Here is a 24736-nt window from a genome sequence, read left to right on the forward strand (position 1 = left end):
CTAAGGACGTAACGCGCGCATTCAGGGGAGAACACCATGTATCGCTCAGTCTTTCGACCGGGGCTGTTCCAGGGCCAAGTGGCCGTGGTGACGGGTGGCGGCAGCGGCATCGGCCGGTGCACCGCGCATGAGCTGGCGTCGCTGGGCGCGGCGGTCGCGTTGGTGGGGCGCAATGCAGAGAAGCTCGCCGCCGTGCGCACGGAGATCGTCGAAGCCGGCGGCACCGCGCACGCCTACGTCTGCAACATCCGCGACGAGGCCGCTGTGCAAGCGACCGTCGCGCACATCTACGGCGAACACGGCCGCATCGACGCGCTGGTCAACAACGCGGGCGGGCAGTTTCCGGCCCCGCTCAAGGACATTTCCGCCAAGGGCTGGGAAGCCGTCGTGCAGACGAACCTGACGGGCGGCTTCCTGATGGCGCGCGAGTGCCTGAACCAGGCGATGCAGCAGCGCGGCGGCGCCATCGTCAACATCGTGGCCGACATGTGGGGCGGCATGCCGAACATGGGCCACTCCGGTGCGGCGCGTGCGGGCATGGTCAACTTCACGGAGACGGCCGCGTTCGAGTGGGCGCAGTACGGCGTGCGCGTGAACGCGGTGGCGCCGGGCTACGTGGCGTCGTCGGGCATGGATGCGTATCCGCCGTGGATGGCCGAGACCATCCGCAGCATGCCTTCGACCGTGCCGCTTGGTCGCTTTGCCACCGAGGCGGAAGTGTCTTCGGCCATCGTGTATCTGCTCTCGGAAGCCGCTGCGTTCATTACCGGCACGACGTTGCGCGTGGACGGCGGCCGCCCGAACGTGCGGCCCGGTTCGCCGATGCCGGCTCCGCGCCATGGTGCCGAGCCGTTCAACGGCTTCCACCTGGCCGTGACGCCCAAGGTGCTGCAAGGCGAGGAGGACCGCCATGCCGGCACTTGAATCGCGCATCGTGCCGCAGAGCGACGCGTATCGGCAGAACCATGCTGCGCTCACGGAACTCGTCGGCCGGTTGCGCGCGCTGGAAGACCGCACGCGCGACAAGTCCGAAGCCTCGCGCGCGCGCTTCGCGCAGCGCGGGCAACTGCTGCCGCGCGACCGGCTGGGCCGCCTGCTCGATGCCGGCGCGCCGTTTCTTGAGCTGTCGACGCTGGCGGGCTTTTGCCTCGACCACGCAGACCCGACGCGCTCGATTCCCGGTGGAGGCTTCATCGCGGGCATCGGCTGGGTGAGCGGTGTGCGCGCGATGATCATCGTCGACGACGCGGGCATCGACGCAGGGGCCGTGCAGCCGATGGGCATCGAGAAGTTCCAGCGCGCGCAGGCCATTGCGCTGGAGCAGAAGCTGCCGTTCATCCACCTTGTCGAATCGGCCGGCGCCAACCTGCTGACCTATCGCGTGGAGACGTTCATCCACGGCGGCAGCGGCTTCTATTGGCTCGCGCGGCTGTCGGCGGCGGGCATTCCGGTGATCAGCGTGGTGCATGGTTCGAGCACGGCGGGCGGCGCCTACATGCCGGGCCTGTCGGACTACGTGGTGATGGTGCGCGACCGGGCGCGCGCCTTCCTCGCCGGCCCACCGTTGCTGAAAGCCGCCACGGGCGAGATCGCCACCGAAGAAGAGCTGGGCGGGGCCGAGATGCACGCCACCACCTCGGGCCTGGCCGAATACCTGGCCGAAGACGACGCCGATGCGCTGCGCATCGCGCGCGAAGTTGTTGCCGCGCTCGACTGGAACCGCGATGTGCCGACACCGGACAGGCCATACGCGCCGCCGCGCTTTGATGCGGAAGAACTGCTTGGGATTGCGCTCACCGATCATCGCAAACCGCTCGACATGCGCGAGGTGATTGCGCGCATTGCCGACGGGTCGGATTTCCTGGAGTTCAAGCCCGACTACGGCCCCGGCACCGTCACCGGGCACGCGGCCATCTGCGGTATGCGCGTCGGCGTCATCACGAACAACGGGCCGCTGGACCCGGCGGGCGCCACCAAGGTGGTGCACTTTATCCAGGCCTGCTGCCAGTCCGATACGCCGCTGCTGTATCTGCAAAACACCACCGGTTTCATCGTCGGCAAGGCGTCGGAGCAGGCCGGCATGATCAAGCATGGCTCGAAGATGATCCAGGCCATGGCCAACGCCACCGTGCCGCGCATCACCGTGCATTGCGGTGCGTCGTTCGGGGCGGGCAACTACGGCATGTCGGGGCGCGGCTTCTTTCCGGATTTCTGCTTCAGCTGGCCCAACGCCAAGACGGCCGTGATGGGCGCCGAGCAGGCCGCCGGCACGATGGCGACGGTGATGGCCGCGAGCATGCAACGCAAGACGCAGACCGTCGACCATGACGCCATTGAAGCGATGCGCGCCAAGGTGATCGACACGTTCGAGCGGCAGTCCGACGCGTTCACCATTTCGGGGCGGCTGCTGGACGACGGCGTGATCGACCCGCGCGATACGCGCAAGGTGCTCGCCTGCGTGCTTGGCGTGTGCGACGAAGCGCGCAGGCGAACGCTGCATCCGATCCAGTTTGGCGTTGCGCGCCCGTAGCTACCCCGAACCCATACACGAACAGCCCAGCACACCAGGACAACGGAGCGAGACACCATGCACTTCACCCACGAGCACCAGGAACTGCAGCGCAACCTGAAACGCTTCATCGACAGCGACATCAACCCATACGTGGATGAATGGGAAGCGGCCGAGATGTTTCCCGCCAAGCAGCTCTTCAAGAAGATGGGCGAGCTGGGTTTTCTCGGCATTGCCAAGCCGACCGAATTCGGCGGCCTGGGCCTCGACTATTCGTATGCGATGGCAATGGCCGAAACGCTTGGCCACATCCACTGCGGCGGCGTGCCGATGGCGATTGGCGTGCAGACCGACATGGCGACGCCCGCGCTCGCGCGCTTCGGTTCGGACGAACTGCGCGCACAGTTTCTCGCCCCCGCCATCAGCGGCGATGCGGTGGCCTGCGTTGGCGTATCGGAGCCGAGCGCCGGCTCCGACGTGGCGAGCATCAAGACCACCGCGCGCAAGGACGGCGACGACTACATCATCAACGGCAGCAAGATGTGGATTACCAACAGCCTGCAAGCTGACTGGATGTGCCTGCTGGCCAACACGTCGGACGACCCTGCCCACCGCAACAAGTCGCTCATCATCGTGCCGATGAACACGAAGGGCGTGTCGGTCGGCAAGAAGATCCGCAAGATCGGCATGAACTCGTCGGACACGGGCCTCATCTACCTTGACGACGTACGCGTGCCGCAGCGCTACCGCATCGGCGAGGAAGGCAAGGGCTTCACGTACCAGATGCTGCAGTTCCAGGAAGAGCGCCTGTGGGCCGCGGCCAGCAGCCTGGCGACGATGACGATGTGCATCGAGACCACCGCCGAGTACGCGCGCGAGCGCAAGCTCTTCGGCGCCAGCCTGCTCGACAACCAGTGGGTGCACTTCAAGCTGGCCGAGCTGAAGACGGAGGTGGAAGCGCTGCGCGCGCTCACGTATCGCGCCTGCGACCTGTACATCAACGGGCAGGACGTGACGGAGCTGGCATCGATGGCCAAGCTCAAGGCCGGGCGCCTCGCGCGCATCGTGCCCGATGCCTGCCTGCAGTTCTGGGGCGGCATGGGCTTCACGTGGGACAACCCGGTCTCGCGCTATTACCGCGACGGGCGCCTGGGCTCCATTGGCGGCGGCGCGGACGAGGTGATGCTCGGCATCATCTGCAAATACATGAACACGCTGCCGGGCAAGAAGGGCTGAACGATGGCCGCCCCGCATGCCGCCTTCCGCTCGGTCCTCATCGCCAACCGGGGCGAGATCGCCTTGCGCATCATGCGCACGGCGCGTCGCCTTGGCATGCGCACCGTTGCCGTGTATTCCGACGCTGACCGCGATGCGCCGCATTGCCGCGCGGCTGATCTGGCATTGCCGATTGGCGCATCGCAACCGCAGGCTTCGTACCTGAACATTGCGGCGTTGCTGGAGGCCGCGCGCAAATCGGGCGCACAGGCGGTCCATCCAGGCTATGGCTTTCTGGCCGAGAGCGATGCCTTTGCCGGCGCATGCGCGGATGCCGGCCTCGTCTTCATCGGCCCACCCGCAGATGCGATCCGCGCAATGGGCAACAAGGCCGGCGCCAAGCGCCTCATGGAAGCCGCCGGCGTACCGTGCGTGCCGGGCTATCAAGGCGCAGATCAATCCGCCGAGCGCATGACGGAGGAAGCCGCTCGGATTGGCTACCCGGTGATGATCAAGGCGGCCGCTGGTGGCGGTGGGCGCGGCATGCGGCGCGTAGACCGGGCGGAGGACTTTGCGGCGGCGCTGCAGTCTGCCCGCTCCGAAGCGGAGAACGCGTTCGGCTCGGGCGAGTTGATCCTCGAAAAAGCCATCGTCGAGCCGCGCCACATCGAGATTCAAGTCTTTGCCGATACGCACGGCAATGTGGTCCACCTCGGGGAGCGCGATTGCTCGGTGCAGCGCCGGCATCAGAAGGTGATTGAAGAATCGCCGTCACCGGCCATATCGCACGAACTACGCGCGCGCATGGGCGCGGTGTCGGTGGCGGCGGCACGCGCCATCGGCTACGTGGGAGCGGGCACGCTGGAGTTTCTGCTCGCCCCAGACGGCGCGTTCTACTTCATGGAGATGAACACGCGCCTGCAGGTCGAGCATGCGGTGACCGAAGCGATCGTCGGCGTCGATCTGGTCGAGTGGCAGTTGCGCGTAGCGCTGGGCGAGCCGCTGCCGCTTGCGCAAGACTCCATCGATGCACGCCGCGCGCAAGGTGGGCACGCCATCGAAGTGCGGCTCTGCGCAGAAGACCCGCAGCAGAATTTCCTGCCGCAAAGCGGCACCGTCGCCCGCTGGCGTGCGCCCGGAAACGTGCGCACGGACCACGCGTTGGCCGACGGGCTCGTCGTTTCGCCCTATTACGACTCGATGCTCGCCAAGATCGTCGCGCACGGCACCGACCGCGCCGATGCCTGCCGGCGTCTTGCGCACGCCTTGGACGATTGCCTGCTGCTTGGCTTGCCGACCAACCGGGCGTTTCTGCGCGACTGCTTGGCGCATCCGGCGTTTCTTGCCGGCGATGTGTCGACGGCGTTCATCGACCGCCATTTCCCGGCGGCGACGCGGCAGGCGCCCGTACCCGACGCCGCGGTCTGCCAGGCCGCTGCCGTGCTGCTCACGTACCTGCGCCAGGACGCCGCACGCCGCTATCCCGCAGAGCTGCATGGCTGGGCCAGCAGCCGCACGTATCCCACGCTGTGCCGCTTCACGCTCGACGGTGAAGTCATCGACATGCGCGTGCGTGCGCTCGGTGCGCAGCAATGGGAGGTGACCTGGGACGGCGGTGCCACGCAGGGGGCGCTTGTGTCAGAGGGCGACGGTCGCATCACGCTGGCGCTCGGCGACACGTTTGACGCGGTGGATTACGCCGTCACGGCCGGCGCTTGCCACTTCGTGCTGAATGGCATCGAACACACCGCCATCGACACCACCTACGCCAAGGCCGAGCGCAGCGGCGCGCAAACCGGCAGCGGCCGCATCAGTGCACCGATGAACGGTCGCGTGGTTGCCGTACACGTGGCCGAAGGCGAGGCAGTCAGCGCCGGTCAGGTGCTGCTGGTGGTCGAGGCGATGAAGATGGAGCACAGCATTGCCGCGCCGCTCGCTGGCGAGGTGAAGGGGCTGTTCACCCAGGTCGGGGCCCAGGTTGCGCCTGGTGGGTTGTTGATGGAGATTGCCGCGGCCTGACGGCTGCATTGCCGGTCTGATCCATCGTTTTGTCGTGCAGTTCATGCGGTCAATGCAGTCAATGCAGTCCATAGGAGACGTCCCATGTCCGAAGCCACGCCAGACACCACGCTTGAAGCCAACCTGCTGAACCGGGTGACGCTGGGCGATACGTTGCATCGCAGTGCGCGCAAGTTCGGCGCGAAGGTCGCGCTGGTGGACGGCCCGCACCGCATGACGCATGGCGAACTCAATGCAGACAGCAACCGCTATGCGCACGCGTTGCTTGCAAGCGGCCTCAGGCCCGGCGACAAGGTCGCGATGGTGTGTGGGAATTCCGCGCAGTTCCTGGTGGCTGCGTACGGCATTCTCAAGGCGGGGCTGGTTTGGGTGCCGATCAATGCGATGCTCGGGCCGGAAGACGTGCGCTACATCCTTGAACATGCCGAGGCGCGACACGTGGTGATCGACGCGGCGCTGTACCCGGCGCTGCGCGACACGCTGGCGGCGCTCGGGCTCCCAGCGCATCAATGCTTCGGCGCACCGGTTGCCGATGGCCCGCAAACCGTGGAGCAAGCGCTGCAAGGCCACGCCGATACGCTGCCCGCCGTGGTGATCGACGATCGCGATCTCGCGCTCATCATGTACACCAGCGGCACGACCGGGCGGCCAAAGGGCGCAATGCACTCGCACCGCTCGGTGCATGCCGCGCTGATGTCCAACGTCGCCGGCCTGAATCTGAATGAGACCGACGTGTTCTCGTGCCTGCTGCCGATGTTCCACTGCGCGCAGTTTGCGACGGCTGCATCCGCGATCATGGTGGGTGCAACGCTTGTCATACAGCGCGGCTTTGACCCGGCGGCGCTGCTCGACGCGATTGCCAACGAACGCATCACGCAACTGTTCGGCTTGCCGCTCATGTACGCCGCGCTGCTGCAGCATCCGCTGCGTGCGCAGCGCGATCTCTCAAGCCTGCGCCTGTGCCTCTATGCGATGGCGCCGATGGCCAGGCCGCTGCTCGAACGCCTGATTGCCGAGGTGTGCCCCAACTTTGCCCTCGGCTCCGGGCAGACCGAAATTTTTCCGATGACGATGTACTTCGCGCCTGACCAGCAACTGCAGCGCACCGGCAACTATTGGGGACAGCCGTGCATGGTGAACGAAGCAGCGGTGATGGACGATCAAGGAAATCTGCTCGGCCCGAACCAGTTGGGCGAGATCGTGCACCGTGGCCCCAACGTCATGCTCGGCTACTACAAGGACCCGCAGGCCACGGCCAACGCGCGCCGCTTCGGCTGGCACCACACAGGTGACCTCGGCATGTGGGATGCCGACGGCCAGCTTCAGTTCAAAGACCGCATCAAGGACATGATCAAGACCGGCGGCGAGAACGTCCCGTCGGTCAAAGTGGAAGAAGTGTTGCTACGGCACCCGGCCGTGGCGAATGCGGCAGTGGTCGGCTTGCCGCACGCGCACTGGGTGGAAGCGGTGGCGGCGTTTGTCTGCCTCAAGCCCGATGCACAGGCCGATGCCGCCGCGCTGCAGGCGCATTGTCGGGCGCATCTCGGCAGCTTTGAGGTGCCCAAGCACATCGCCGTGGTCGACAAGCTGCCCATGACTGCGACCGGCAAGATCCAGAAGCACGTGCTGCGCAGCGCCAACCAGACGCTGTTCGAGGGCGATGCGCGCTAACGTGGACTAAGCCACCGGCTGGGGCGGCGTACGCAGGATGAACAGCACCGCCTGATCGGCCAGTGCGTCGATGCTGATGCCAGCGCCCGCCTGATACCACTGCGCCGTCCAGTTGAGTGCGCCGAACATCAGCAGGCGGTCAACAGGTGTTGGTTGTGCCCACTCGCCGGAGGCGTGCAGACGGTCGATCACGCGCGTCCAGATGCCTTCATACCGGTCCTTGAGCGCGATGATGCGTTCCTGCGCTTGTGCGTCGAGCGAGCGCCACTCGTACAGCATCACCGGAATGAAATCCTGGTTCGGTGCGAGCAGCGTATGGAGGTGTGCGCGCACGAGCTGGCGCATCGCCTCGCGCGGCGGCAGGTCTTCGATATCGATGGCTTCGATATCCGCCAGCGCGACGGTCAGGCCATGCTCGATCACGGCTTGCAGGATGTCCTGCTTGGTCTTGAAGTAGTAGAACCAGCTGCCCGCATGCACGCCCGTGGCCGCCGCAATGTCGCGCACCGTGGTGTTGCCGTAGCCCTTCTCGCGGAACAGTCGGGCCGATTGCTCGATCAGCGCGCGGCGCAAGCCCTCGTTGGCATCCTGCGCGGGGCGGCCGCGCTTGCGGCGCGGTGCTTTGGCTTCAGTGGCGGCTTCAGTGGCGGCTTCGGTGGCGGATTCCGGCGGAGCGGATGTGGCGGCTTTCGGCATGCCCAGGCGGAGAGAAGAAACGTCGCTGCATTGTAGCGGGGCATCGCCACCGCGCGGCACGTCAATCGCGGTTCAGGATGCGGCCGTGTTCGACGGTGGCGGCACCGGCCTTGACCAGCGCCGCAATCGCAGCATCCAGCAATGCCTCCATCGATTGGCTCGCGAAGAAGCGGGCTTGCAAGCGCGGCATCAACGTCGTCTGCGTGAACCACGCGAACAGCGCGTCGCGCGACAGCGCCTGCTGCTCCAGCAGCTTGAACTTCACCAGCACGCGGATGGCGTGCAGCGCGTTGCGCTCGGGGTCTGCACGCAGATAGGCCAGCCGCCCCAACGAAGCGTCAATCGCGGCGTTGACGTTGGTGAACGGCCGGCCGTGTCCGGGAATGACCACGCGCGCATCAAGCTGCGCGATGCGCTCAAGAATGGCCTGCTGTTCGGCAAAGCCGCTCTCGCCTTCCAGCTCGGGAAAGATCACGCCAAAGCCGCGTTCCCACAACGCATCGGCAGAGATCAGCACGCGCGTGTCCGCGCTGAACAGGATGACCGCGTGCGGGTCGTGCCCGGGTGCGCTGATGACCTGCCAGTCGAAGCCGCCCAGTCGCGCGGTCATGCCGTCGGCCAGGCCCGCGTCGGCATCGCTGTCAGGCAACGCGAAGCGTGCGCATTGCTGGCCAGTGGGGCCGTAGCTGAGGGCATCGGTATCCCAGCGGCGCACGTCGTCGATCTGCGCGGCGGGTACGCGCGTGTGACTGCCGTAGAGGGCCTGCAGCGCTGCATTGCCGCCGCAGTGGTCGGAATGCAGATGCGTGTTCAGCAGACGGCGCAGCGGCTTGTCTTGCAGCGCGTGCTGCACCAGCGCGACGGTTTGCGGGGCGTGCGTGAGGTAGCCGGTGTCCACCAGCGCGCAGCCGCCATGCGCTTCCTCATCGAAGAACAGGATGTTGCTGGACGACAGCCAGCCGCGCTCGAACACGCGCATCGAATCAGGCAAGGTGACGATGTCGTGTTCGGCCATGGTGATGGGTGCTCACGCGCAGGACGCGTCGTTGAGCCAGGCGCAGGCGCGCTCTGGCAAGGTTTTCCACACGGTCAGGCGGGCGGTGTCGTCCATGGTCGACCACGCGGCAATTTCGTCGATGGTGCGCATGCAGCCGATACACAAGCCGCGCGCGTCGTCCATCTTGCACACGCTGATGCACGGCGATGCCACTGGCTGGGCGCGCTCGGCCTGCGCGCGGCTATTGCGCAGCTTGCCGAGCGAGCGCTTCAATTGCGCGCGGGTGCAGGCGTCCATGCTTGGGCGATCAGTCGCGCTGGGCGATGTCGGCCACGGGCGCGCCGGTCATCGCTTCCAGCTCGGCAGGCGTCAGGTTGAACACGGCATGCGGGTGGCCGGCCGCGGCCCACACGCTGTCGTATTGGAACAGGTCTTGATCGAGCAGCATCACAGGCTTGACCGCATGGCCGACCGGACACACGCCGCCGATGGCGTAACCGGTCTTCTCGCGTACGAACTTCGCATCGGCCTTGGCCAGCGCGCCCACGTGCGCTGAAACCTTTGCCTCGTCGACACGATTAGTGCCGCTGGCGATCACCAGCACCGGCACGTCGTCTTCCGCACGGCGGAAGATGATCGACTTGGCGATCTCCGCCACCGAACAGCCGAGCCCAGCAGCCGCTTCAGCGGAGGTCTTGCCGGTGGCCGGCAGCATCACGATGGCTTTTTCGTAGCCGAGCGTACGGAGGTGGTCGGCCACGCGTTGGGCGGATTCAGGCAGCGGGGTGTTCGTATCGGTCGCGGTCATCGTCGTTGTTCTTGATGGGGTTCAGATGCAGGCCTGGGCTATCTGGTCCTGCAGCTTGAGCAGCAGCGCGCGGCCCGCACGCGAGGCAGTCGGGCGGCCGATGGCTTGCGAGATGAAGTCACCCGCCAGCACCACTTTGTCCAGGTCGATGCCGGTGCGGATACCCAGGCCGTGCAGCAGGTACAGCACGTCTTCGGTGGCGACGTTGCCGGTCGCGCCCTTGGCATACGGGCAGCCGCCCAGCCCTGCCACCGACGCGTGGAAGATGGCGATGCCGACTTCCAGGCTGGCGTGGATGTTGGCCAGTGCCTGGCCGTACGTGTCATGGAAATGGCCTGAGAGGCGGTCGATCGGGAACGTCGCCGCGGCAGCTTCCATCACGGTTTTCACCTGCCCGGCGGTGCCCACGCCGATGGTGTCGGCAATGTCGATCTCGTCGCAGCCGAGGTCGGCCATGCGCTTGATGACGTCCACCACCGACGACACCGGCACCTCGCCCTGATACGGGCAGCCCAGCGAACACGAGATCGACCCGCGCACGCGAATGCCCGCATCCTTGGCGGCCTTGGCCACCGGCACAAAGCGTTCGATCGATTCGGCGATCGTGCAGTTGATGTTCTTCTGCGCAAAGGCCTCGCTGGCGGCGCTGAAGATCACGATCTCGTCCGCACCCGCTGCAGCAGCGCCTTCGAAACCTTTCATGTTGGGCGTGAGCACGGAGTACAGCGTGCCCGGCCGGCGCTGGATGCGCGCCATGACGTCAGCGCCGTCGGCCATCGCCGGTACCCACTTGGGCGACACGAACGACGCGGCTTCCACGTTGACGAAACCTGCGTCCGACAAACGGTTCACCAGCTCGACCTTGGTGTCGGTGGAGACCGGTGCCTTCTCGTTCTGAAGACCGTCGCGCGGGCCGACCTCGACCACCTTCACATATTGCGGGTAGCTCATCTCAATAACCTCGTTGCAGATCGACGATGCCGGCAATCGGCTCGCCTGCTTCCAGCGCACGGATCTTGCGCGCGATCTGGGCAATGCTGACCTCGCGCAGCGTCAGCGCCGAAATGTGCGGCGTGATGTGGATGCGCGGTTCGGTCCAGAACGGGTGGTCGGCGGGCAGCGGCTCGGTGCGGAATACGTCGAGCGCGGCGCCGGCAATGTGACCGCTGCGCACGGCGGCCAGCAGGTCGTCTTCCACGACATGCTTACCGCGCGCCACGTTGACGACGAACGCGCCCGGCGCGAGTTGAGCGAGCAGCTTTGCGTCGATCACGTTTTCAGTGTCGGCCGTCAGCGGCAGCACGTTGACAAGCACGCGCGTGCCGGCGAGAAAGCCTGACAGCGCATCGATGCCGGCCCGGCAATCGACGCCGTCGACGTGCTTGGCGGAGCGGCTCCAGCCGCGCACCGGAAAGCCGAAGCCTGCCAGCGTCCTGGCGATGTGCGTACCCAGCACGCCCAGGCCCAGCACGCCGACGACAAACTCATCGCGGTTGAACGGCTTGAGGAAGCGCCACATCTTCGCTTGCTGCTGGCGCTCGTATTCATCGAGCCGGCGGAAGAATCGCAGGACGGCGTGTGTGACGTATTCCCCCATCTGCGCGGCCATGCCGGCGTCGTCCAGCCGCACGATCGGCAGGCCTTCGGGGATGGCATCGGGCGCTTGCGCACGCAGGCCCAGGATCGCATCGACGCCCGCACCGAGGTTGAACACCGCGCGCAGATCGCGGCGATCGCGCAGCATGTCGGCGGGCGGCTGCCAGACCACGGCGTAGTCGGCATCCTGCGCCGCGCCTTGCTCCCACACCGACAGGCGTGCCTCAGGAAGTGCCTGCGCAAAACCATCGAGCCAGGGTTGGGGCTTGCCGTCGGGCGTGTAGATCTGGATGTGCATGTGGGGCGACTTCAATGCGGGTGATTGACGTATACGTCAAGCAGTGTAGCAGGGGCCGCCAAGGCGTGTGGCGGCCCCCTCGGGCGTCATTCGGCGGGCTTGAACGCCAGCAACTGCACACCTTCCGTCACCTGATCGCCCACGCCATACAACACCGATTCGACGACGCCGTCGGCCGGTGCCGTGAGCGTGTGCTCCATCTTCATGGCCTCCATGACGACCAGCGGTGCGCCCTTGGTGACGGTTTGCCCAGGGGCGGCCAGCACGGCGATGACCTTGCCGGGCATCGGCGCCGTCAGCTTGCCGCCTTCCTCGTCGGCCTCGCCGGCATGGGCGAGCGGGTCGTGGCGCTCGAGTGTCCAGTGCGCGCCGCCCGTGAAGACGTGGAACGTGTCGCCGTCCACATGCACCTGGCCGGTCGCCTTGTGCGAACCGAGCGCAACGGTGAAGGTCTCGGCATGGCGCTGCGAGGTGAAGGGCGCTTCGCTGTCGCCAACTTTCAGTCGCGAGCCGTCGCGGCCGTAGACGAGCGTGGCGTCGATGGCCTGATCGCCATGCGTGAAACGCAGCGTGCGCTCTGCCGCGCCGTTCAGACGCCAGCCGCTGCCGCGCGCCCACGGCGAATGCGGATCGCGCGTATCGGTGCGCAGGCTGCGTGCCTCGCGGGCGAGCAGCGCAGCCACGGCCAGGGCGATGGCGTCTTGCGGCACGTCCGCTGCGGCAGGGAACAGCGTGTCGTGATTGCGGGCGATCAGGCCGGTATCCAGATCGGCGGTCGCAAACGGCTTCGATGCAACCAGCCGGCGCAGGAACGCCACGTTGGACGACAGCCCCACCAGGTGGAAGCTGCCCAGCGCCTGCAGCATGCGCGCCAGCGCTTCTTCACGGTCACGGCCCCAGACGATGAGCTTGGCGATCATCGGGTCGTAATAGGGGCTGATGGCATCGCCCTCCCGCACGCCCGCGTCGATGCGCACGGCGGCAGGTTCGCCATTGGCCTGTGCGCCCAGGGTAAATTCCACCGCTGCCGGTGTGCGCAGCACCTTCAGCGTGCCGATGGAGGGCAGGAAATCGCGCTCCGGGTTTTCTGCGTAGATGCGTGCTTCCAGCGCGTGACCGTGGATGTGCAACTCGTCTTGCGAGCGCGGCAGCGGCTCCCCGGAGGCCACGCGCAATTGCCATTCGACGAGGTCTTCGCCCGTGATCATTTCGGTGACCGGGTGCTCGACCTGCAGGCGCGTGTTCATCTCCATGAAGTAGAACGTGCCGTCTTCATCGACGATGAACTCGACCGTGCCGGCACCCACGTAGCCCACGGCGCGTGCGGCCGCCACGGCGGCTTCGCCCATCGCGCGGCGGCGGTCCAGCGTCATGCCCGGGGCGGGGGCTTCTTCCAGCACCTTCTGGTGGCGGCGCTGCACCGAGCAGTCGCGCTCGAACAGATAGACGGCGTCGCCGAAGCTGTCGGCAAACACCTGGATTTCAATGTGGCGCGGGCGCGTGAGGTACTTCTCGATGAGCACGCGGTCGTCACCAAAGCTGGACGATGCCTCACGTTTGACCGAGGCCAGCGAGGCTTCGAACGCATCGCCCGATTCGACCACGCGCATGCCCTTGCCGCCGCCGCCCGCGCTCGCCTTGATAAGCACCGGGTAGCCGATGCGATCGGCCTGTGTGCGCAGGAATCCTGCGTCCTGGTTGTCGCCGTGGTAACCCGGGACGAGGGGCACGCCGGCCTTCTCCATCAGCGCCTTCGCCGCGCTCTTGCTGCCCATCGCTTCGATGGCCGATGCCGGCGGGCCGACGAAGACGATGCCGGCGTCTGCGCAGGCCTTGGCAAAGGCTTCGTTTTCCGACAGGAAGCCGTAGCCGGGGTGGATGGCCTGGGCGCCCGTTGCGCGTGCGGCTTCGAGGATGCGGTCGGCGCGCAGGTAGCTGTCGCGGGCGGCGGGCTCACCGATGTGGATGGCTTCGTCGCAGGCCGCGACGTGGCGGGCGTTGGCGTCGGCATCGGAGTAGACCGCGACCGTGCGGATGCCGAGCTTGCGGCAGGTGGCGGCGACTCGGCAGGCGATTTCGCCTCGGTTGGCGATGAGGAGCTTGGTGATCATTTTTGGTGTGTCTCCGGTGTTCTCTGCATCTTTTGCACTTGTGGTGCGTCCCTTGTTTCATCCCCTGCCGGGGCGGGCGGTTTTGGTCCATCCCTGTTTCGTACCCTGCCGGGCACGACCTACTTTTCTTTGTCTTGCCAAAGAAAAGTAGGCAAAAGAAAGGCGCGCCCGAGATGGCGACCCCCTCCTTGAATTTTCGTAACCGGGCGGAGACGGGAAAAACTCGCTGCGCTCAGACAGTTTCCCGTCTTGTTTCCGCCCGCTTACAAAAATTCAAGGCGCCATCTAGGGCAGGAACGTCAACGGCCGAACCGTTGGTGTGCGTGCCCCATCAGGCTCTTGATTGTTGCTGTTGCTGTTGCTGTTGCTGTTGCTTTTGCTTGCTGCCCTTTGCTTCGCTCCGCGTTTTGCCGCGTACCCACTACTGCGTTTGCACTGCGATGGTGTGGCCGTACCTTGCCCTAGATGGCGCCTTGAATTTCTGTTGCAGAGAGGAAAAAGAGAGGAGGCTGTCTGAGCGAAGCGAGTTTGCCTCCTCTCCCTCTCTGCGACATAAATTCAAGGAATCCTTCGCCATCTCGGGCGCGCCTTTCTTTGCTTACTTTCTTTGGCAAGACAAAGAAAGTGAGTCGGCCCCGGCAGGGGACGAAAGGGAGGCAGACCACCAACACAAAAACAAAAACCACCTCCCGTCAAAAGCATCAGTCCGCAGGCGTAATGTCGATATGGCAATGCGAAGACTGCGCCGCCGCATGCGATTCATGGTGCATGTGATCCTGCACCTCCACCCGCATCCCCAACCGCGCCAGCAGCTTCCGATCCGCATCCGCCTCTGGGTTGTCCGTCGTCAGCAGCTTCTCGCCATAGAAGATCGAGTTGGCGCCCGCCATGAAGCACAGCGCCTGCAAGGCATCGTCCATCGCCTCGCGGCCAGCGGAGAGCCGCACCATCGCCTTGGGCATCGTGATGCGCGCCACGGCAATCGTGCGCACGAAATCGAACGGGTCCAGTTCATCGTTGCCCGCCAGCGGCGTGCCTTCCACCTTCACCAGGTTGTTGATGGGCACCGAGTCCGGATACGGCTCCATGTTCGCCAGTTCGGCGATCAGGCCCGCACGCTCGTGCACCGATTCCCCCAGCCCGACGATGCCGCCGCAGCACACGTTGATGCCGGCGTCACGCACGTGCTCGAGCGTATCGAGCCGGTCCTGGTACGTGCGCGTGGTGATGATTTCGCCGTAGAACTCGGGCGCAGTGTCGAGGTTGTGGTTGTAGTAGTCCAGGCCCGCTTCCTTCAATTGCGCGGCCTGTTCCTGCTTGAGCATGCCCAGCGTCACACAGGTCTCCAGCCCCATCGCCTTCACGCCGCGCACCATGTCGGCCACGGCGTCGAGCTGATGCGGCTTGGGGTTGCGCCAGGCGGCGCCCATGCAGAAGCGGCTCGCGCCGTTTTGCTTGGCGCGCGAGGCGGCTTCCAGCACTTCGTCGATCGGCATCAGCTTTTCAGCCTCGACACCGGTGTCGTAGCGCGCCGATTGCGGGCAGTACGAGCAGTCTTCGGGGCAGCCGCCGGTCTTGATGGACAGCAGCGTCGAGAGCTGCACGGCATTCGCATCAAAGTTGGCGCGGTGCACCTGCTGCGCCTGGAACAGCAGGTCGTTGAACGGCAGCGCGAACAGCGCTTCGATGGCTTCGCGGCTCCAGCGGGCGTTGGGATTCTGCCCGGGCGTGGGCGGCACCTTGGCGGCGTTCGGCACGAAGTTGAGCGGAGTGGATTGCATGAGGACTTCCTTCGAGTGATGCGTGGTTTCGTTGTTATGCGGGTCAGGCCGGCAGCAGCCAGTTCGGCTTGCGCTTGCCCAGGAAACTTTGCACGCCTTCGCGGCCTTCTTCCGAAGCGCGAATGGCGGCGATGCGTTCAGCGGTGTCGGCCAGCAGGGCGTCGTTGATCGCGGCACCCGACACCTCGCGCACGAGGCGCTTGCTCTCACGCACGGCGTTCGGGCTGTTGGCGACCAGCGCGGCAGTGATGTCGGCCACCTTCGCGTCGAGGGCATCTGCGCTCACCAGCTCATGCACGAGGCCGAGGCGATGCGCTTCGGCAGCGGAAAAGCGTTCTGCGGTGATGAAGTAGCGGCGCGATGCCTGCTCGCCCAGGGCGCGAATCACATACGGGCTGATGGTGGCCGGGATCAAGCCGAGCTTCGCTTCCGACAGGCAGAAGTTGGCCGTGTCGACAGCGACGACGATGTCGCACGCGGCGACCAGGCCGACGCCGCCGGCATACGTGTCGCCCTGCACGCGCGCGATCACAGGCTTGGGGCAGGTGTAGATGGCGCGCAGCATCTCGGCCAGGCGCAGGGCGTCGGCGCGGTTTTCGTCATCCGAGTAGCCGGCCATCTTCTTCATCCAGTTCAGGTCGGCGCCCGCGCAGAACGCAGGCCCGTTGCCGGACAGGACGATGGCGCGCACGCTTGGCTCGGCCGCCAGCGCGCGGAACGCGCCGGTCAGTTCGGCGATGACCGTTTCGTTGAAGGCGTTGCGCACGTCGGGCCGGTTCAGCGTGAGCGTGGTGACGGCGCCGTGCTGCGCGAAGGCGAGGGTCTCGAAAGCGTTCATTCGGGGTCCTTGTTGGTGTCGGCTTTGGGGTCGTCGGCGCCGGAGGCTTCTGCGTTGCCGCCCGGCGCCACCGCTTGCACCGGGCCTGCGGGCAGACCGAGTTCGCGCAGGAAGGCGTCGACCTGCGGCAGCCAGATGCGCAACCCCGCGTGGCTTGCGAACATGCCGTGCGAGTCGCTCTTGAAGTTGCCGAAATCCACCAGCCGGCCTTTGCCGCCGGCAGCGGTGTAGGCGGCAAACATCCTGTCGGGCATCGGCTTGGGCCAGTAGCTGTCGTTGTCGCCGTAGAACCAGAGCGAAGGGTAGCGTGCCTGGCGGCCGTACGTCTCAAAGGCGCGCACGAGGTTGTCTTCCCAGTCGACACAGGTGTCGTTGCGCAGGCCGCCGGCGAAGTTCACGAGCCCACGCACGCCAGGGTAGGCGATGGTGCCGAAGGCCAGGGTGGTCAGGCCGCCATGCGACTGGCCCATGACGACGATGCGGTTGCGGTCCACGTACGGCTGCGCGGTCATGTAGTCGAGTGCGGCCACCACGTCTTCGGCCTGGACGATGCCGTTGGCTTCCACATTGCAGCCGCTGCCGATATACGCGCCGCCGGATTTGGAAAACCCCTGCCGCATCGGAATGGCGACCACATAGCCACGCGCGACCAGCGCCGCAGCCTGCTCGCTGTAACGGGCACGCGATTGGAATGCCGCCTTGCCGCGCGCCTTCCCATGATTGAGCACGATGAGCGGGAAGGGCCCGTCGCCGGCCGGCTTGTAGACGGTCGTCTCCAGCTTGACGGTGAAGATGCCCGCAGACTTGGGCACCTCCACGATGGTCTCGCTGATGCCCGGCGGCGCCGTTTCACTCGCATGCGCGGCGGCAAGCAGCAGCGCGCAGCCAACGGCTGCCAAGGCGCTGCGCCACGTTCGCGCGATGTTGCTGTTCACTGAAGATCCCTGTTCGATGGGCGGCCCGCTTACATGCGGAACACGCCGAAGTTCATGTCGCCGATCGGTGCGTTCAGGCTGGCCGACAGCCCCAGGCCCAGCACGCTGCGCGTGTCGGCGGGGTCGATCACGCCGTCGTCCCACAGGCGGGCGCTGGCGTAGTACGGATGGCCCTGGCGCTCATATTGGTCGCGGATCGGCGCCTTGAACGTGGCCTCTTCATCGGCGCTCCACTGGCCGCCCTTGGCTTCGATGCCGTCGCGGCGCACGGTGGCGAGCACGCTTGCGGCCTGTTCGCCGCCCATCACGGAGATGCGCGCGTTCGGCCACATCCAGAGGAAGCGCGGCGAATAGGCGCGGCCGCACATGCCGTAGTTGCCCGCGCCGAATGAGCCGCCAATGATGACCGTGAACTTCGGCACCTGCGCCGTCGCCACCGCTGTCACCATCTTCGCGCCGTTTTTGGCGATGCCTTCGTTCTCGTATTTGCGGCCGACCATGAAGCCCGTGATGTTCTGCAGGAACACCAGCGGGATCTTGCGCTGGCAGCACAGCTCGATGAAGTGCGCGCCCTTCAACGCGGCTTCAGAGAACAAGATGCCGTTGTTGGCGATGATGCCGACCGGGTAGCCCCAGATGCGCGCAAAGCCGCAGACCAGCGTCGTGCCATAGCGCGCCTTGAATTCGTCAAAGGCGGAATCGTCGACGATGCGGGCGATGACTTCGCGCACGTCGAACGGCTTGCGCGTGTCGGTCGGGATCACGCCGTAGAGTTCTTCGGCTGCGTAGCGCGGTTCGACCGGCGCATGAATCTGCACCTGCTCCGGCTTGCGGCGGTTCAGGTGCGCGACGATGCTGCGGGCTTGCGCCAGCGCGTGCGAATCGTTGTTGGCGAGGTAATCCGCCACGCCCGACAGCCGCGTGTGCACATCTGCGCCGCCCAGGTCTTCGGCGCTCACCACTTCGCCGGTCGCGGCCTTCACAAGCGGCGGGCCTGCCAGGAAGATCGTCCCCTGTTCCTTGACGATGATCGATTCATCGCTCATGGCCGGCACATAGGCGCCACCGGCAGTGCATGAGCCCATCACCACCGCAATCTGCGGGATGCCCTTGGCCGACAGGTTGGCCTGGTTGTAGAAGATGCGGCCGAAGTGGTCGCGGTCGGGAAACACGTCGTCCTGGTTCGGCAGGTTGGCACCGCCCGAATCGACCAGGTAGACGCAGGGCAGGTGGTTCTGCTCGGCAATCTCCTGCGCGCGCAGATGCTTCTTCACCGTCATCGGGTAATACGTGCCGCCCTTGACCGTGGCGTCGTTGCAGACGATCACGCATTCCTGCCCCGAGATGCGGCCGATGCCCGTGATGATGCCGGCGCCCGGCGCTGCATCGTCGTACATGCCATACGCCGCCAGTTGCGAGAACTCCAGGAACGGCGTGCCGGGGTCGAGCAGTTGCTGCACGCGGTCGCGCGGCAGGAGCTTGCCGCGCGCGAGGTGCTTGGCGCGGGCGTCGTCACCGCCGCCCTGGGCGATGCGCGCAACCTTGTCGCGCAAGTCGGCGACGAGCGCGCGCATGGCATCGGCGTTGGCCTTGAAGTCTTCTGCGCGGGGGTTCAGCTTGGTCTCTAGCGTCGGCATGGCAGCAGTGCGGGAAGGTCGGTACGGTTCAGTCAGGGAAAGTGCCGTCGACGTACAGCCAACGGCCTTCGGCGGATTCAGCGCCGCTGGCGTCCAGGCGGACGAAGCGGCTGGTTTCGTGCAGGCGATGCGCGCGGCCGCCCACCTTGTAGCGGGCGACGAATTCCACCGTCGCGTGCGTGGCGTCTTGCGGCGTGTGCCGCTTGACGTCCAGGCCGAGCCAGCGCGTGGCGGCGGCGTCTGCTTCGCTGGTTTCCAGGTCGACAGGGCAGGTGGACGGATGCCACGTGCGCCGCAGGTAGGCCGTGTCGCCCAGCGCATAGGCGCTGTAGCGCGAGCGCATCAGTTGCTCAGCGGTGGCCGCCACGGCCTCGCCCGCGTGGAACGGGCCGCAGCAGCGCGCGTAGGCGCCGTTGCCGCACGGGCAAGCGTCGGCTGGGCCGATGGACCGGGTTTGTGCAGCAGGCATCAGGCCAGCAACTCCGGCAGTTCCGGCAGCTCGCGCATGTCGGTAAACGCGCGCGTGGCGCCAGCGGCGATCAGTGGGCCGGGCGCATTGCGGCCCGCGTATGCCAGCACCGTCATGCCGGCAGCGTGCCCGGCGGTGACGCCCGTAGGGCTGTCTTCGATCACCAGGCAGCGCGAGGGCGATACCCCCAAGCTGCTGGCGGCGAGCAGATACACGTCGGGTGCGGGCTTGCTGCGTGCGACTTCCGTGGCCGAAAAGATGCGCACGTCCGTGGGCTGGAAGTGCTCGATCAGCCCGGTGCGGTTGAGTTGAAGCTCGACCTTCATGCGATCCGCGCCTGAAGCCACGGCCATCGGCAGGCCCAGCCTGGAGAGCACATCGATGGCGTGCCCGATATGCGGCACGGCTTCCACTTCGGCTTCGAGCAGCGCGTTGCGTCGCGCCTGGAACGTCGACAGCCAGTTCGGCGGCAGCGGTGCGCCGCGCATCTCGGCAATCGCATCCAACTCTTCGCGGATGGCCTTGCCGAGGAAGCGCTTGATGGAATCTTCGAGGCTGATGCTGATGCCAAGCTCGGTCAGCATCTCCCAGATCAGGCGGTTGACGATGGGTTCGCTGTCGACCAGCACGCCGTCGCAATCGAAGAGGATCGCGTCAAAGCGCGGGTGGTTCGAAACAGGGGAAGTCACTGCAGTCATGCCTAGTGCGTTGAGAGTTGAGACCGCCTACGCCAGTGCGCGGGCGATCAAGATTTTCTGGATATCGCTCGTGCCCTCGTAGATCTGGCACACGCGCACGTCGCGGTAGATGCGCTCCACCGGAAAGTCGCTGACGTAGCCGTAACCACCGAAGACCTGGATGGCGTCGGAGCAGACGCGTTCGGCCATCTCGCTGGCGTTGAGCTTGGCCATGGCCGCTTCTTTCAGGCACGGCAGGCCGGCGTCCTTCAGGCTGGCGGCATGCCAGACCATTTGCCGCGCCACATCGACGCGCGTCGCCATCTCGGCCAGGCGGAACTGCACCGCCTGGTGCGCAAACAGCGGCTGGCCGAAGCTCTCGCGCTCCTTGGCATACGCCAGCGCGGCTTCAAAGGCCGCACGCGCCATGCCCACGCTCTGTGCGGCAATGCCGATGCGGCCGCCTTCCAGCCCGGACAGCGCCATCTTGTAGCCCGCGCCTTCTTCGCCCAACAGGCAATCGGCGGGGATGCGGCAGTCTTCGAACACGATCTGCGCCGTGTCGGACGAGTGCTGGCCGAGTTTGTCTTCGAGCCGCGCGACGATGTAGCCCGGCGTCTTGGTCGGCACCAGGAATGCGCTGATGCCGCGCTTGCCTGCGGCCTTGTCGGTGACTGCCATGACGATCGCCACGTCGGCATGCTTGCCGCTGGTGATGAACTGCTTCACGCCGTTCAAGACCCAGTGGTCGCCATCGCGCACGGCCGTGGTGCGCAGCGCCGATGCGTCGGAGCCGACATGCGGCTCGGTCAGGCAGAACGCGCCGAGCATCTCGCCGCGCGCCAGCGGCACGAGCCACTGCTGCTTCTGTGCATCGTTCGCAAACGCCATCAGCATGCTGCACACGGGGCAGTTGTTCACGCTAATGACGGTGGAGGTGCCACCGTCGCCGGCAGCAATCTCTTCCAGGATCAGCGCCAGCGACAGGTAGTCGAGCCCCGCGCCACCGAGTTCTTCCGGCACAGCCACGCCATAGGCGCCCAGCTCGCCGAGCTGGCGGTGCACGTCTTTCGGGAACGTCGCATCGCGGTCCCATGCGGCAGCGTGCGGGGTGATCGCCTCGCGCACAAAGGTGCGGATGGCGTCGCGAATCATCTCTTGCTCTTGGGTCAGCAGCATCGTTCCGGCCTCACCATGCAATGACGCTGCCGTCGTAGTTGCGGAACCCGCCGTTGTCGGCGCGCGTGGCGCCGGCAATCACGCGGCGGATGCCGGCCACGCTCTGCTGCGGCGTGATGGCCGCGCCCGCGCCGCCCATGTCGGTCTGCACCCAGCCCGGATGGAAGGTCAGGCACGTGGCGTTCTTGGCATCGATCGACACGGCGCGCAGCACGGCGTTCACCGCTGCCTTGCTCGCGCGATACAGCCAGCCGCCGTTGCTCTCCATGTCGCCGATGCTGCCCATGCGGCTGGAAATGACGGCGAGCACGCCGCCGGGTTCGTCCACACCATTGCGTCCGGCTTCCACCATGGGCAGCACGGCGGGCAGCACGCTCATCGGGCCCCACACATTGGTGTGCATCACGGCATCGAAATCGGCCTGGCTGACGGGCGTGGCGCCCTGCGTGCGCGGGCCGTAGATGCCCGCTACGTAGATCGCCACGTCCAGCGCTTCGCCGTCGAGCTTCCATGCGAGCCCGGCAACGGCATTGGCGTCAGTCAGATCCAGCACGTGCGTTTCCGCGCCCAGCGCCTGCAATTCTTCTGCCGCTGCTTGCGAGCGCACGGTGGCGATCACGCGCCAGCCATCCGTTCGGTATTGCTTGACGGTCTCCAGACCAATGCCGCGCGACGCGCCCAGGATGAGCGCGGTACGCGTGCGGCGGGACGTTGCGTTCGTCATGCGCGTGCCTCAGTAGAGTTCGATGCCGACGGCCGTGGCTTCACCGCCGCCAATGCACAGGCTGGCAACACCGCGCTTGCCGCCGCGGTGTTGCAACGCGCCCAGCAGCGTCGCGATCAGGCGCGCGCCCGATGCACCGATCGGATGACCCAGCGCGCACGCGCCGCCGTTCACGTTCACCTTCTCGTGCGGGATCTTCAGGTCGTGCATCGCGGCCATCGGCACCACGGCAAACGCCTCGTTGATCTCGAACAGGTCGACGTTGCCCGAGTTCCAGTCGAGCTTCTTGAACAGCTTGTCGATGGCGGTGACCGGCGCCGTGGTGAACCAGCCCGGTGCCTGTGCGTGCGTGGTGTGGCCGAGCATCACGGCGAGCGGCGTGATGCCGAGTTGCTTGGCAGTCGACTCGCGCATCATCACCAGCGCAGCCGCACCATCGTTGATCGACGAAGACGACGCAGCCGTCACCGTGCCGTCTTTCTTGAACGCAGGCTTGAGCGAGGGGATCTTGTCGACCTTGATGCGGCGCGGGCCTTCATCGGTGTCGATGACGCTATCGTCGCCCTTGCCGGCTTTGCCCGGCACGGTAACCGGCGTGATCTCCCAGCGGAACGCGCCGGATTCGGTGGCCTCTTGCGCGCGGCGCACCGACGTCATCGCGAAGTGGTCCTGGGCTTCGCGCGTGAAGCCGTACTTCTCGGCGCAGTCCTCGCCGAAGGTGCCCATGGCGCGGCCCTTTTCATAGGCGTCTTCCAGGCCGTCGAGCATCATGTGGTCGTAGATCATGCCGTGCCCGATGCGATAACCGCCGCGGCCTTTCGGGATCAGGTACGGCGCATTCGTCATGCTTTCCATGCCGCCCGCGACCACCACGTCGACCGAGCCCGCGAGCAGCGCGTCATACGCGTTCATGGCTGCGCGCATGCCCGAACCGCACATCTTGTTGACCGTGGTGCAGCCCACCGACAGCGGCAGACCCGCGCCCAGTGCGGCCTGCCGCGCCGGCGCCTGCCCCTGGCCCGCAGGCAGAACGCAGCCCATGATGACTTCTTCGATCTGTTCCGGTTTCAATCCCGCGCGTTCGACCGCAGCGCGAATGGCAGCGGCGCCGAGTTGCGGAGCGGTGAGGCTGGCGAGTTCGCCCTGGAAGGCGCCCATCGGGGTACGGGCGGCGGAGGCGATGACGATGCGGTCGGACATTGCTGCAATCTCCTGGAACTGTGCTTGGGACATGTTCTGCACTTGTGGTGCAGGGTTGATGTGTCTCTTGCTTGTTGGGTGGGCCTTGTTGGTCCATCTCCGTTTCGTCCCCTGCCGGGGGCGACTCACTTTCTTTGTCTTGCCAAAGAAAGTAAGCAAAGAAAGGCGCGCCCGAGATGGCGACCCATCCCTTGAATTTTCGTAACCGGGCGGAGACGGGAAAAACTCGCTGCGCTCAAACAGTTTCCCGTCTTGTTTCCGCCCGCTTACAAAAATTCAAGGCGCCATCAAGGGCAGGAACGTCAACGGCCAAACCGTTGGTGCGCGTGCCTCATCAGGCTCTTTTTTGTTGCTGTTGCTTGCTGCTTGTTACTTGTTGCCCTTTGCTTCGCTCCGCGACTTGCCGCGTACCCACCACTGCGTTTGCACTGCGATGGTGGGGCCGTTCCTGCCCTAGATGGCGCCTTGAATTTCTGTTGCAGGGAGGAAAAAGGAAGGGAAACTGTCTGAGCGAAGCGAGTTTTTCCCTTCCCCTCCCTGCGACATAAATTCAAGGAGTCTTTCGCCATCTCGGGCGCGCCTTTCTTTGCTTACTTTCTTTGGCAAGACAAAGAAAGTGAGTCAGCCCCGGCAGGGGATGAAACAAGGGATGCACCAAAAACAAAACGACCCACCCCAAACACACGAAAACTCAGAACCCCACCGGACTAGGCACACTCCCTTCCTTCCCATAGTTCAACCAAGCATCAGCAAGCTGCGCATGCAGCTCCTCATTCGAACTCGCCGCCATCCCCAGATTGCGCAGCATCCCGTCCTTCACGTCGTAAATCCAGCCATGAACCGTCAGCGGCTGCCCGCGATCCCACGCGTCCTGCACGATCGTCGTCAGGCACACGTTGTTGACCTGATGAATCACGTTCAACTCGCACAGCCGGTCATGCTGGTCCTGCTCACGAACCACCGTACCGAGATACGTTTCATGCTGCTCGGCCACATCCCGCACGTGACGAATCCAGTTGTCTGCAAGACCAAACCGTTGCTTCGTCAGCGCGGCCTTCACGCCCGAGCAACCGTAGTGGCCCACCACCGTGATATGCCGGATCTTCAGCACTTCCACCGCAAACTGCAGCACCGACAGACAGTTCAAGTCCGAGTGCACCACGACGTTGGCGATGTTGCGGTGGACGAACACCTCGCCCGGCGGCAGACCGATGATCTGGTTGGCCGGCACGCGCGAATCCGAGCAGCCGATCCACAGGTATTCCGGGTTCTGCTGATTGGCCAGATTCGAGAAAAACGCCGGGTCTTCAGCGTTGACGCGCTCGACCCACTTTCGGTTGTTCTCGAACAGCTCTTTGATGCGATGTGGCATGGTT

At 65.6% G+C, this 24736-nt stretch carries 22 protein-coding genes; 5 read left to right on the plus strand and 17 right to left on the minus strand.

Translation table 11 applies throughout. The features are described 5' to 3' along the window. Positions 1-36: 36 nt before the first annotated feature. The 5 genes from N5B55_RS00685 (at position 37) to N5B55_RS00705 (ending at position 7414) form a co-directional block, all read left to right on the plus strand. Positions 37-924, plus strand: a complete 888-nt coding sequence (locus N5B55_RS00685; protein ID WP_304538836.1) for an SDR family oxidoreductase — start codon at positions 37-39, stop codon at positions 922-924. Continuing rightward, on the plus strand, positions 911-2530 hold the full coding sequence (locus tag N5B55_RS00690) for an acyl-CoA carboxylase subunit beta (RefSeq protein WP_304538837.1): 1620 nt from the start codon (positions 911-913) through the stop codon (positions 2528-2530). Before N5B55_RS00685 ends, N5B55_RS00690 begins: the two co-directional genes overlap by 14 nt. Before the next feature lie 57 nt (positions 2531-2587). After that, positions 2588-3745, plus strand: a complete 1158-nt coding sequence (locus N5B55_RS00695) for an acyl-CoA dehydrogenase family protein (RefSeq protein WP_304538838.1) — start codon at positions 2588-2590, stop codon at positions 3743-3745. Positions 3746-3748: 3 nt separating this feature from the next. Beyond that, complete coding sequence (locus N5B55_RS00700) at positions 3749-5743, plus strand: acetyl/propionyl/methylcrotonyl-CoA carboxylase subunit alpha (RefSeq protein WP_304538839.1); 1995 nt, start codon at positions 3749-3751, stop codon at positions 5741-5743. Positions 5744-5827: 84 nt separating this feature from the next. Next, on the plus strand, positions 5828-7414 hold the full coding sequence (locus tag N5B55_RS00705; RefSeq protein WP_304538840.1) for an AMP-binding protein: 1587 nt from the start codon (positions 5828-5830) through the stop codon (positions 7412-7414). Between the two features lie 6 nt (positions 7415-7420). On the opposite strand, the gene N5B55_RS00710 is transcribed toward N5B55_RS00705, so the two are convergent. The 17 genes from N5B55_RS00710 to can all read right to left on the minus strand — a co-directional run bounded on the left by N5B55_RS00710 (position 7421) and on the right by can (position 24732). Beyond that, positions 7421-8110: a TetR/AcrR family transcriptional regulator gene (locus tag N5B55_RS00710; protein ID WP_154206211.1), complete on the minus strand. Its 690-nt coding sequence runs from the start codon at positions 8108-8110 to the stop codon at positions 7421-7423. 61 nt (positions 8111-8171) lie between these two features. Further along, positions 8172-9125 (minus strand): MBL fold metallo-hydrolase, encoded by a 954-nt coding sequence (locus tag N5B55_RS00715; RefSeq protein WP_304538841.1) that lies wholly within the window; start codon positions 9123-9125, stop codon positions 8172-8174. Positions 9126-9137: 12 nt separating this feature from the next. Then, positions 9138-9404, minus strand: a complete 267-nt coding sequence (locus N5B55_RS00720) for a DUF1289 domain-containing protein (RefSeq protein WP_116576744.1) — start codon at positions 9402-9404, stop codon at positions 9138-9140. A gap of 10 nt (positions 9405-9414) precedes the next feature. Then, positions 9415-9915, minus strand: coding sequence for a YbaK/EbsC family protein (locus N5B55_RS00725; protein WP_304538842.1), 501 nt, complete (start codon positions 9913-9915; stop codon positions 9415-9417). Between the two features lie 21 nt (positions 9916-9936). Continuing rightward, positions 9937-10866 carry a hydroxymethylglutaryl-CoA lyase gene (locus N5B55_RS00730; protein WP_304538843.1) on the minus strand — a complete coding sequence of 310 codons (930 nt, stop codon included), beginning with the start codon at positions 10864-10866 and terminating at the stop codon, positions 9937-9939. A 1-nt stretch (position 10867) separates the two neighbouring features. After that, positions 10868-11809, minus strand: a complete 942-nt coding sequence (locus N5B55_RS00735; protein WP_304538844.1) for a 2-hydroxyacid dehydrogenase — start codon at positions 11807-11809, stop codon at positions 10868-10870. A gap of 86 nt (positions 11810-11895) precedes the next feature. Beyond that, the gene (locus N5B55_RS00740; RefSeq protein ID WP_304538845.1) at positions 11896-13920 is read right to left on the minus strand and encodes an acetyl/propionyl/methylcrotonyl-CoA carboxylase subunit alpha; all 2025 of its coding nucleotides are present in this window, start codon (positions 13918-13920) and stop codon (positions 11896-11898) included. Between the two features lie 701 nt (positions 13921-14621). After that, positions 14622-15701: a biotin synthase BioB gene (gene bioB / locus N5B55_RS00745; RefSeq protein WP_304538846.1), complete on the minus strand. Its 1080-nt coding sequence runs from the start codon at positions 15699-15701 to the stop codon at positions 14622-14624. 43 nt (positions 15702-15744) lie between these two features. Beyond that, positions 15745-16539: an enoyl-CoA hydratase/isomerase family protein gene (locus N5B55_RS00750; protein WP_065860227.1), complete on the minus strand. Its 795-nt coding sequence runs from the start codon at positions 16537-16539 to the stop codon at positions 15745-15747. Continuing rightward, positions 16536-17474, minus strand: coding sequence for a dienelactone hydrolase family protein (locus tag N5B55_RS00755; RefSeq protein ID WP_304538847.1), 939 nt, complete (start codon positions 17472-17474; stop codon positions 16536-16538). The genes N5B55_RS00750 and N5B55_RS00755 overlap by 4 nt, the downstream gene beginning before the upstream one ends. A gap of 29 nt (positions 17475-17503) precedes the next feature. Further along, positions 17504-19111, minus strand: coding sequence for a carboxyl transferase domain-containing protein (locus N5B55_RS00760; protein ID WP_304538848.1), 1608 nt, complete (start codon positions 19109-19111; stop codon positions 17504-17506). Positions 19112-19139: 28 nt separating this feature from the next. Further along, positions 19140-19580, minus strand: coding sequence for a YchJ family protein (locus N5B55_RS00765; RefSeq protein ID WP_304538849.1), 441 nt, complete (start codon positions 19578-19580; stop codon positions 19140-19142). Next, a complete protein-coding gene (locus N5B55_RS00770) occupies positions 19580-20278 on the minus strand; it encodes an HAD family hydrolase (RefSeq protein WP_304538850.1) in 699 nt (232 codons plus the stop codon). The genes N5B55_RS00765 and N5B55_RS00770 overlap by 1 nt, the downstream gene beginning before the upstream one ends. Before the next feature lie 27 nt (positions 20279-20305). Beyond that, positions 20306-21436: an acyl-CoA dehydrogenase family protein gene (locus tag N5B55_RS00775; protein ID WP_304538851.1), complete on the minus strand. Its 1131-nt coding sequence runs from the start codon at positions 21434-21436 to the stop codon at positions 20306-20308. 10 nt (positions 21437-21446) lie between these two features. Then, positions 21447-22160, minus strand: coding sequence for an SDR family oxidoreductase (locus N5B55_RS00780; RefSeq protein WP_304538852.1), 714 nt, complete (start codon positions 22158-22160; stop codon positions 21447-21449). A gap of 9 nt (positions 22161-22169) precedes the next feature. Next, positions 22170-23360, minus strand: coding sequence for an acetyl-CoA C-acetyltransferase (locus N5B55_RS00785; protein ID WP_043418547.1), 1191 nt, complete (start codon positions 23358-23360; stop codon positions 22170-22172). Positions 23361-24051: 691 nt separating this feature from the next. Next, the gene (gene can / locus N5B55_RS00790) at positions 24052-24732 is read right to left on the minus strand and encodes a carbonate dehydratase (protein WP_178959187.1); all 681 of its coding nucleotides are present in this window, start codon (positions 24730-24732) and stop codon (positions 24052-24054) included. Positions 24733-24736 lie beyond the last annotated feature (4 nt).

The organism is Ralstonia pickettii, from assembly GCF_030582395.1.
GTDB lineage: Bacteria > Pseudomonadota > Gammaproteobacteria > Burkholderiales > Burkholderiaceae > Ralstonia > Ralstonia pickettii_D.

Coding starts and splice junctions, on each gene's coding strand:
- N5B55_RS00685 (WP_304538836.1), top strand. CDS start 37: ATGTATCGCTCAGTCTTTCGACCGGGGCTGTTCCAGGGCCAAGTGGCC.
- N5B55_RS00690 (WP_304538837.1), top strand. CDS start 911: ATGCCGGCACTTGAATCGCGCATCGTGCCGCAGAGCGACGCGTATCGG.
- N5B55_RS00695 (WP_304538838.1), top strand. CDS start 2,588: ATGCACTTCACCCACGAGCACCAGGAACTGCAGCGCAACCTGAAACGC.
- N5B55_RS00700 (WP_304538839.1), top strand. CDS start 3,749: ATGGCCGCCCCGCATGCCGCCTTCCGCTCGGTCCTCATCGCCAACCGG.
- N5B55_RS00705 (WP_304538840.1), top strand. CDS start 5,828: ATGTCCGAAGCCACGCCAGACACCACGCTTGAAGCCAACCTGCTGAAC.
- N5B55_RS00710 (WP_154206211.1), bottom strand. CDS start 8,110: ATGCCGAAAGCCGCCACATCCGCTCCGCCGGAATCCGCCACCGAAGCC.
- N5B55_RS00715 (WP_304538841.1), bottom strand. CDS start 9,125: ATGGCCGAACACGACATCGTCACCTTGCCTGATTCGATGCGCGTGTTC.
- N5B55_RS00720 (WP_116576744.1), bottom strand. CDS start 9,404: ATGGACGCCTGCACCCGCGCGCAATTGAAGCGCTCGCTCGGCAAGCTG.
- N5B55_RS00725 (WP_304538842.1), bottom strand. CDS start 9,915: ATGACCGCGACCGATACGAACACCCCGCTGCCTGAATCCGCCCAACGC.
- N5B55_RS00730 (WP_304538843.1), bottom strand. CDS start 10,866: ATGAGCTACCCGCAATATGTGAAGGTGGTCGAGGTCGGCCCGCGCGAC.
- N5B55_RS00735 (WP_304538844.1), bottom strand. CDS start 11,809: ATGCACATCCAGATCTACACGCCCGACGGCAAGCCCCAACCCTGGCTC.
- N5B55_RS00740 (WP_304538845.1), bottom strand. CDS start 13,920: ATGATCACCAAGCTCCTCATCGCCAACCGAGGCGAAATCGCCTGCCGA.
- bioB (WP_304538846.1), bottom strand. CDS start 15,701: ATGCAATCCACTCCGCTCAACTTCGTGCCGAACGCCGCCAAGGTGCCG.
- N5B55_RS00750 (WP_065860227.1), bottom strand. CDS start 16,539: ATGAACGCTTTCGAGACCCTCGCCTTCGCGCAGCACGGCGCCGTCACC.
- N5B55_RS00760 (WP_304538848.1), bottom strand. CDS start 19,111: ATGCCGACGCTAGAGACCAAGCTGAACCCCCGCGCAGAAGACTTCAAG.
- N5B55_RS00765 (WP_304538849.1), bottom strand. CDS start 19,580: ATGCCTGCTGCACAAACCCGGTCCATCGGCCCAGCCGACGCTTGCCCG.
- N5B55_RS00770 (WP_304538850.1), bottom strand. CDS start 20,278: ATGACTGCAGTGACTTCCCCTGTTTCGAACCACCCGCGCTTTGACGCG.
- N5B55_RS00775 (WP_304538851.1), bottom strand. CDS start 21,436: ATGCTGCTGACCCAAGAGCAAGAGATGATTCGCGACGCCATCCGCACC.
- N5B55_RS00780 (WP_304538852.1), bottom strand. CDS start 22,160: ATGACGAACGCAACGTCCCGCCGCACGCGTACCGCGCTCATCCTGGGC.
- N5B55_RS00785 (WP_043418547.1), bottom strand. CDS start 23,360: ATGTCCGACCGCATCGTCATCGCCTCCGCCGCCCGTACCCCGATGGGC.
- can (WP_178959187.1), bottom strand. CDS start 24,732: ATGCCACATCGCATCAAAGAGCTGTTCGAGAACAACCGAAAGTGGGTC.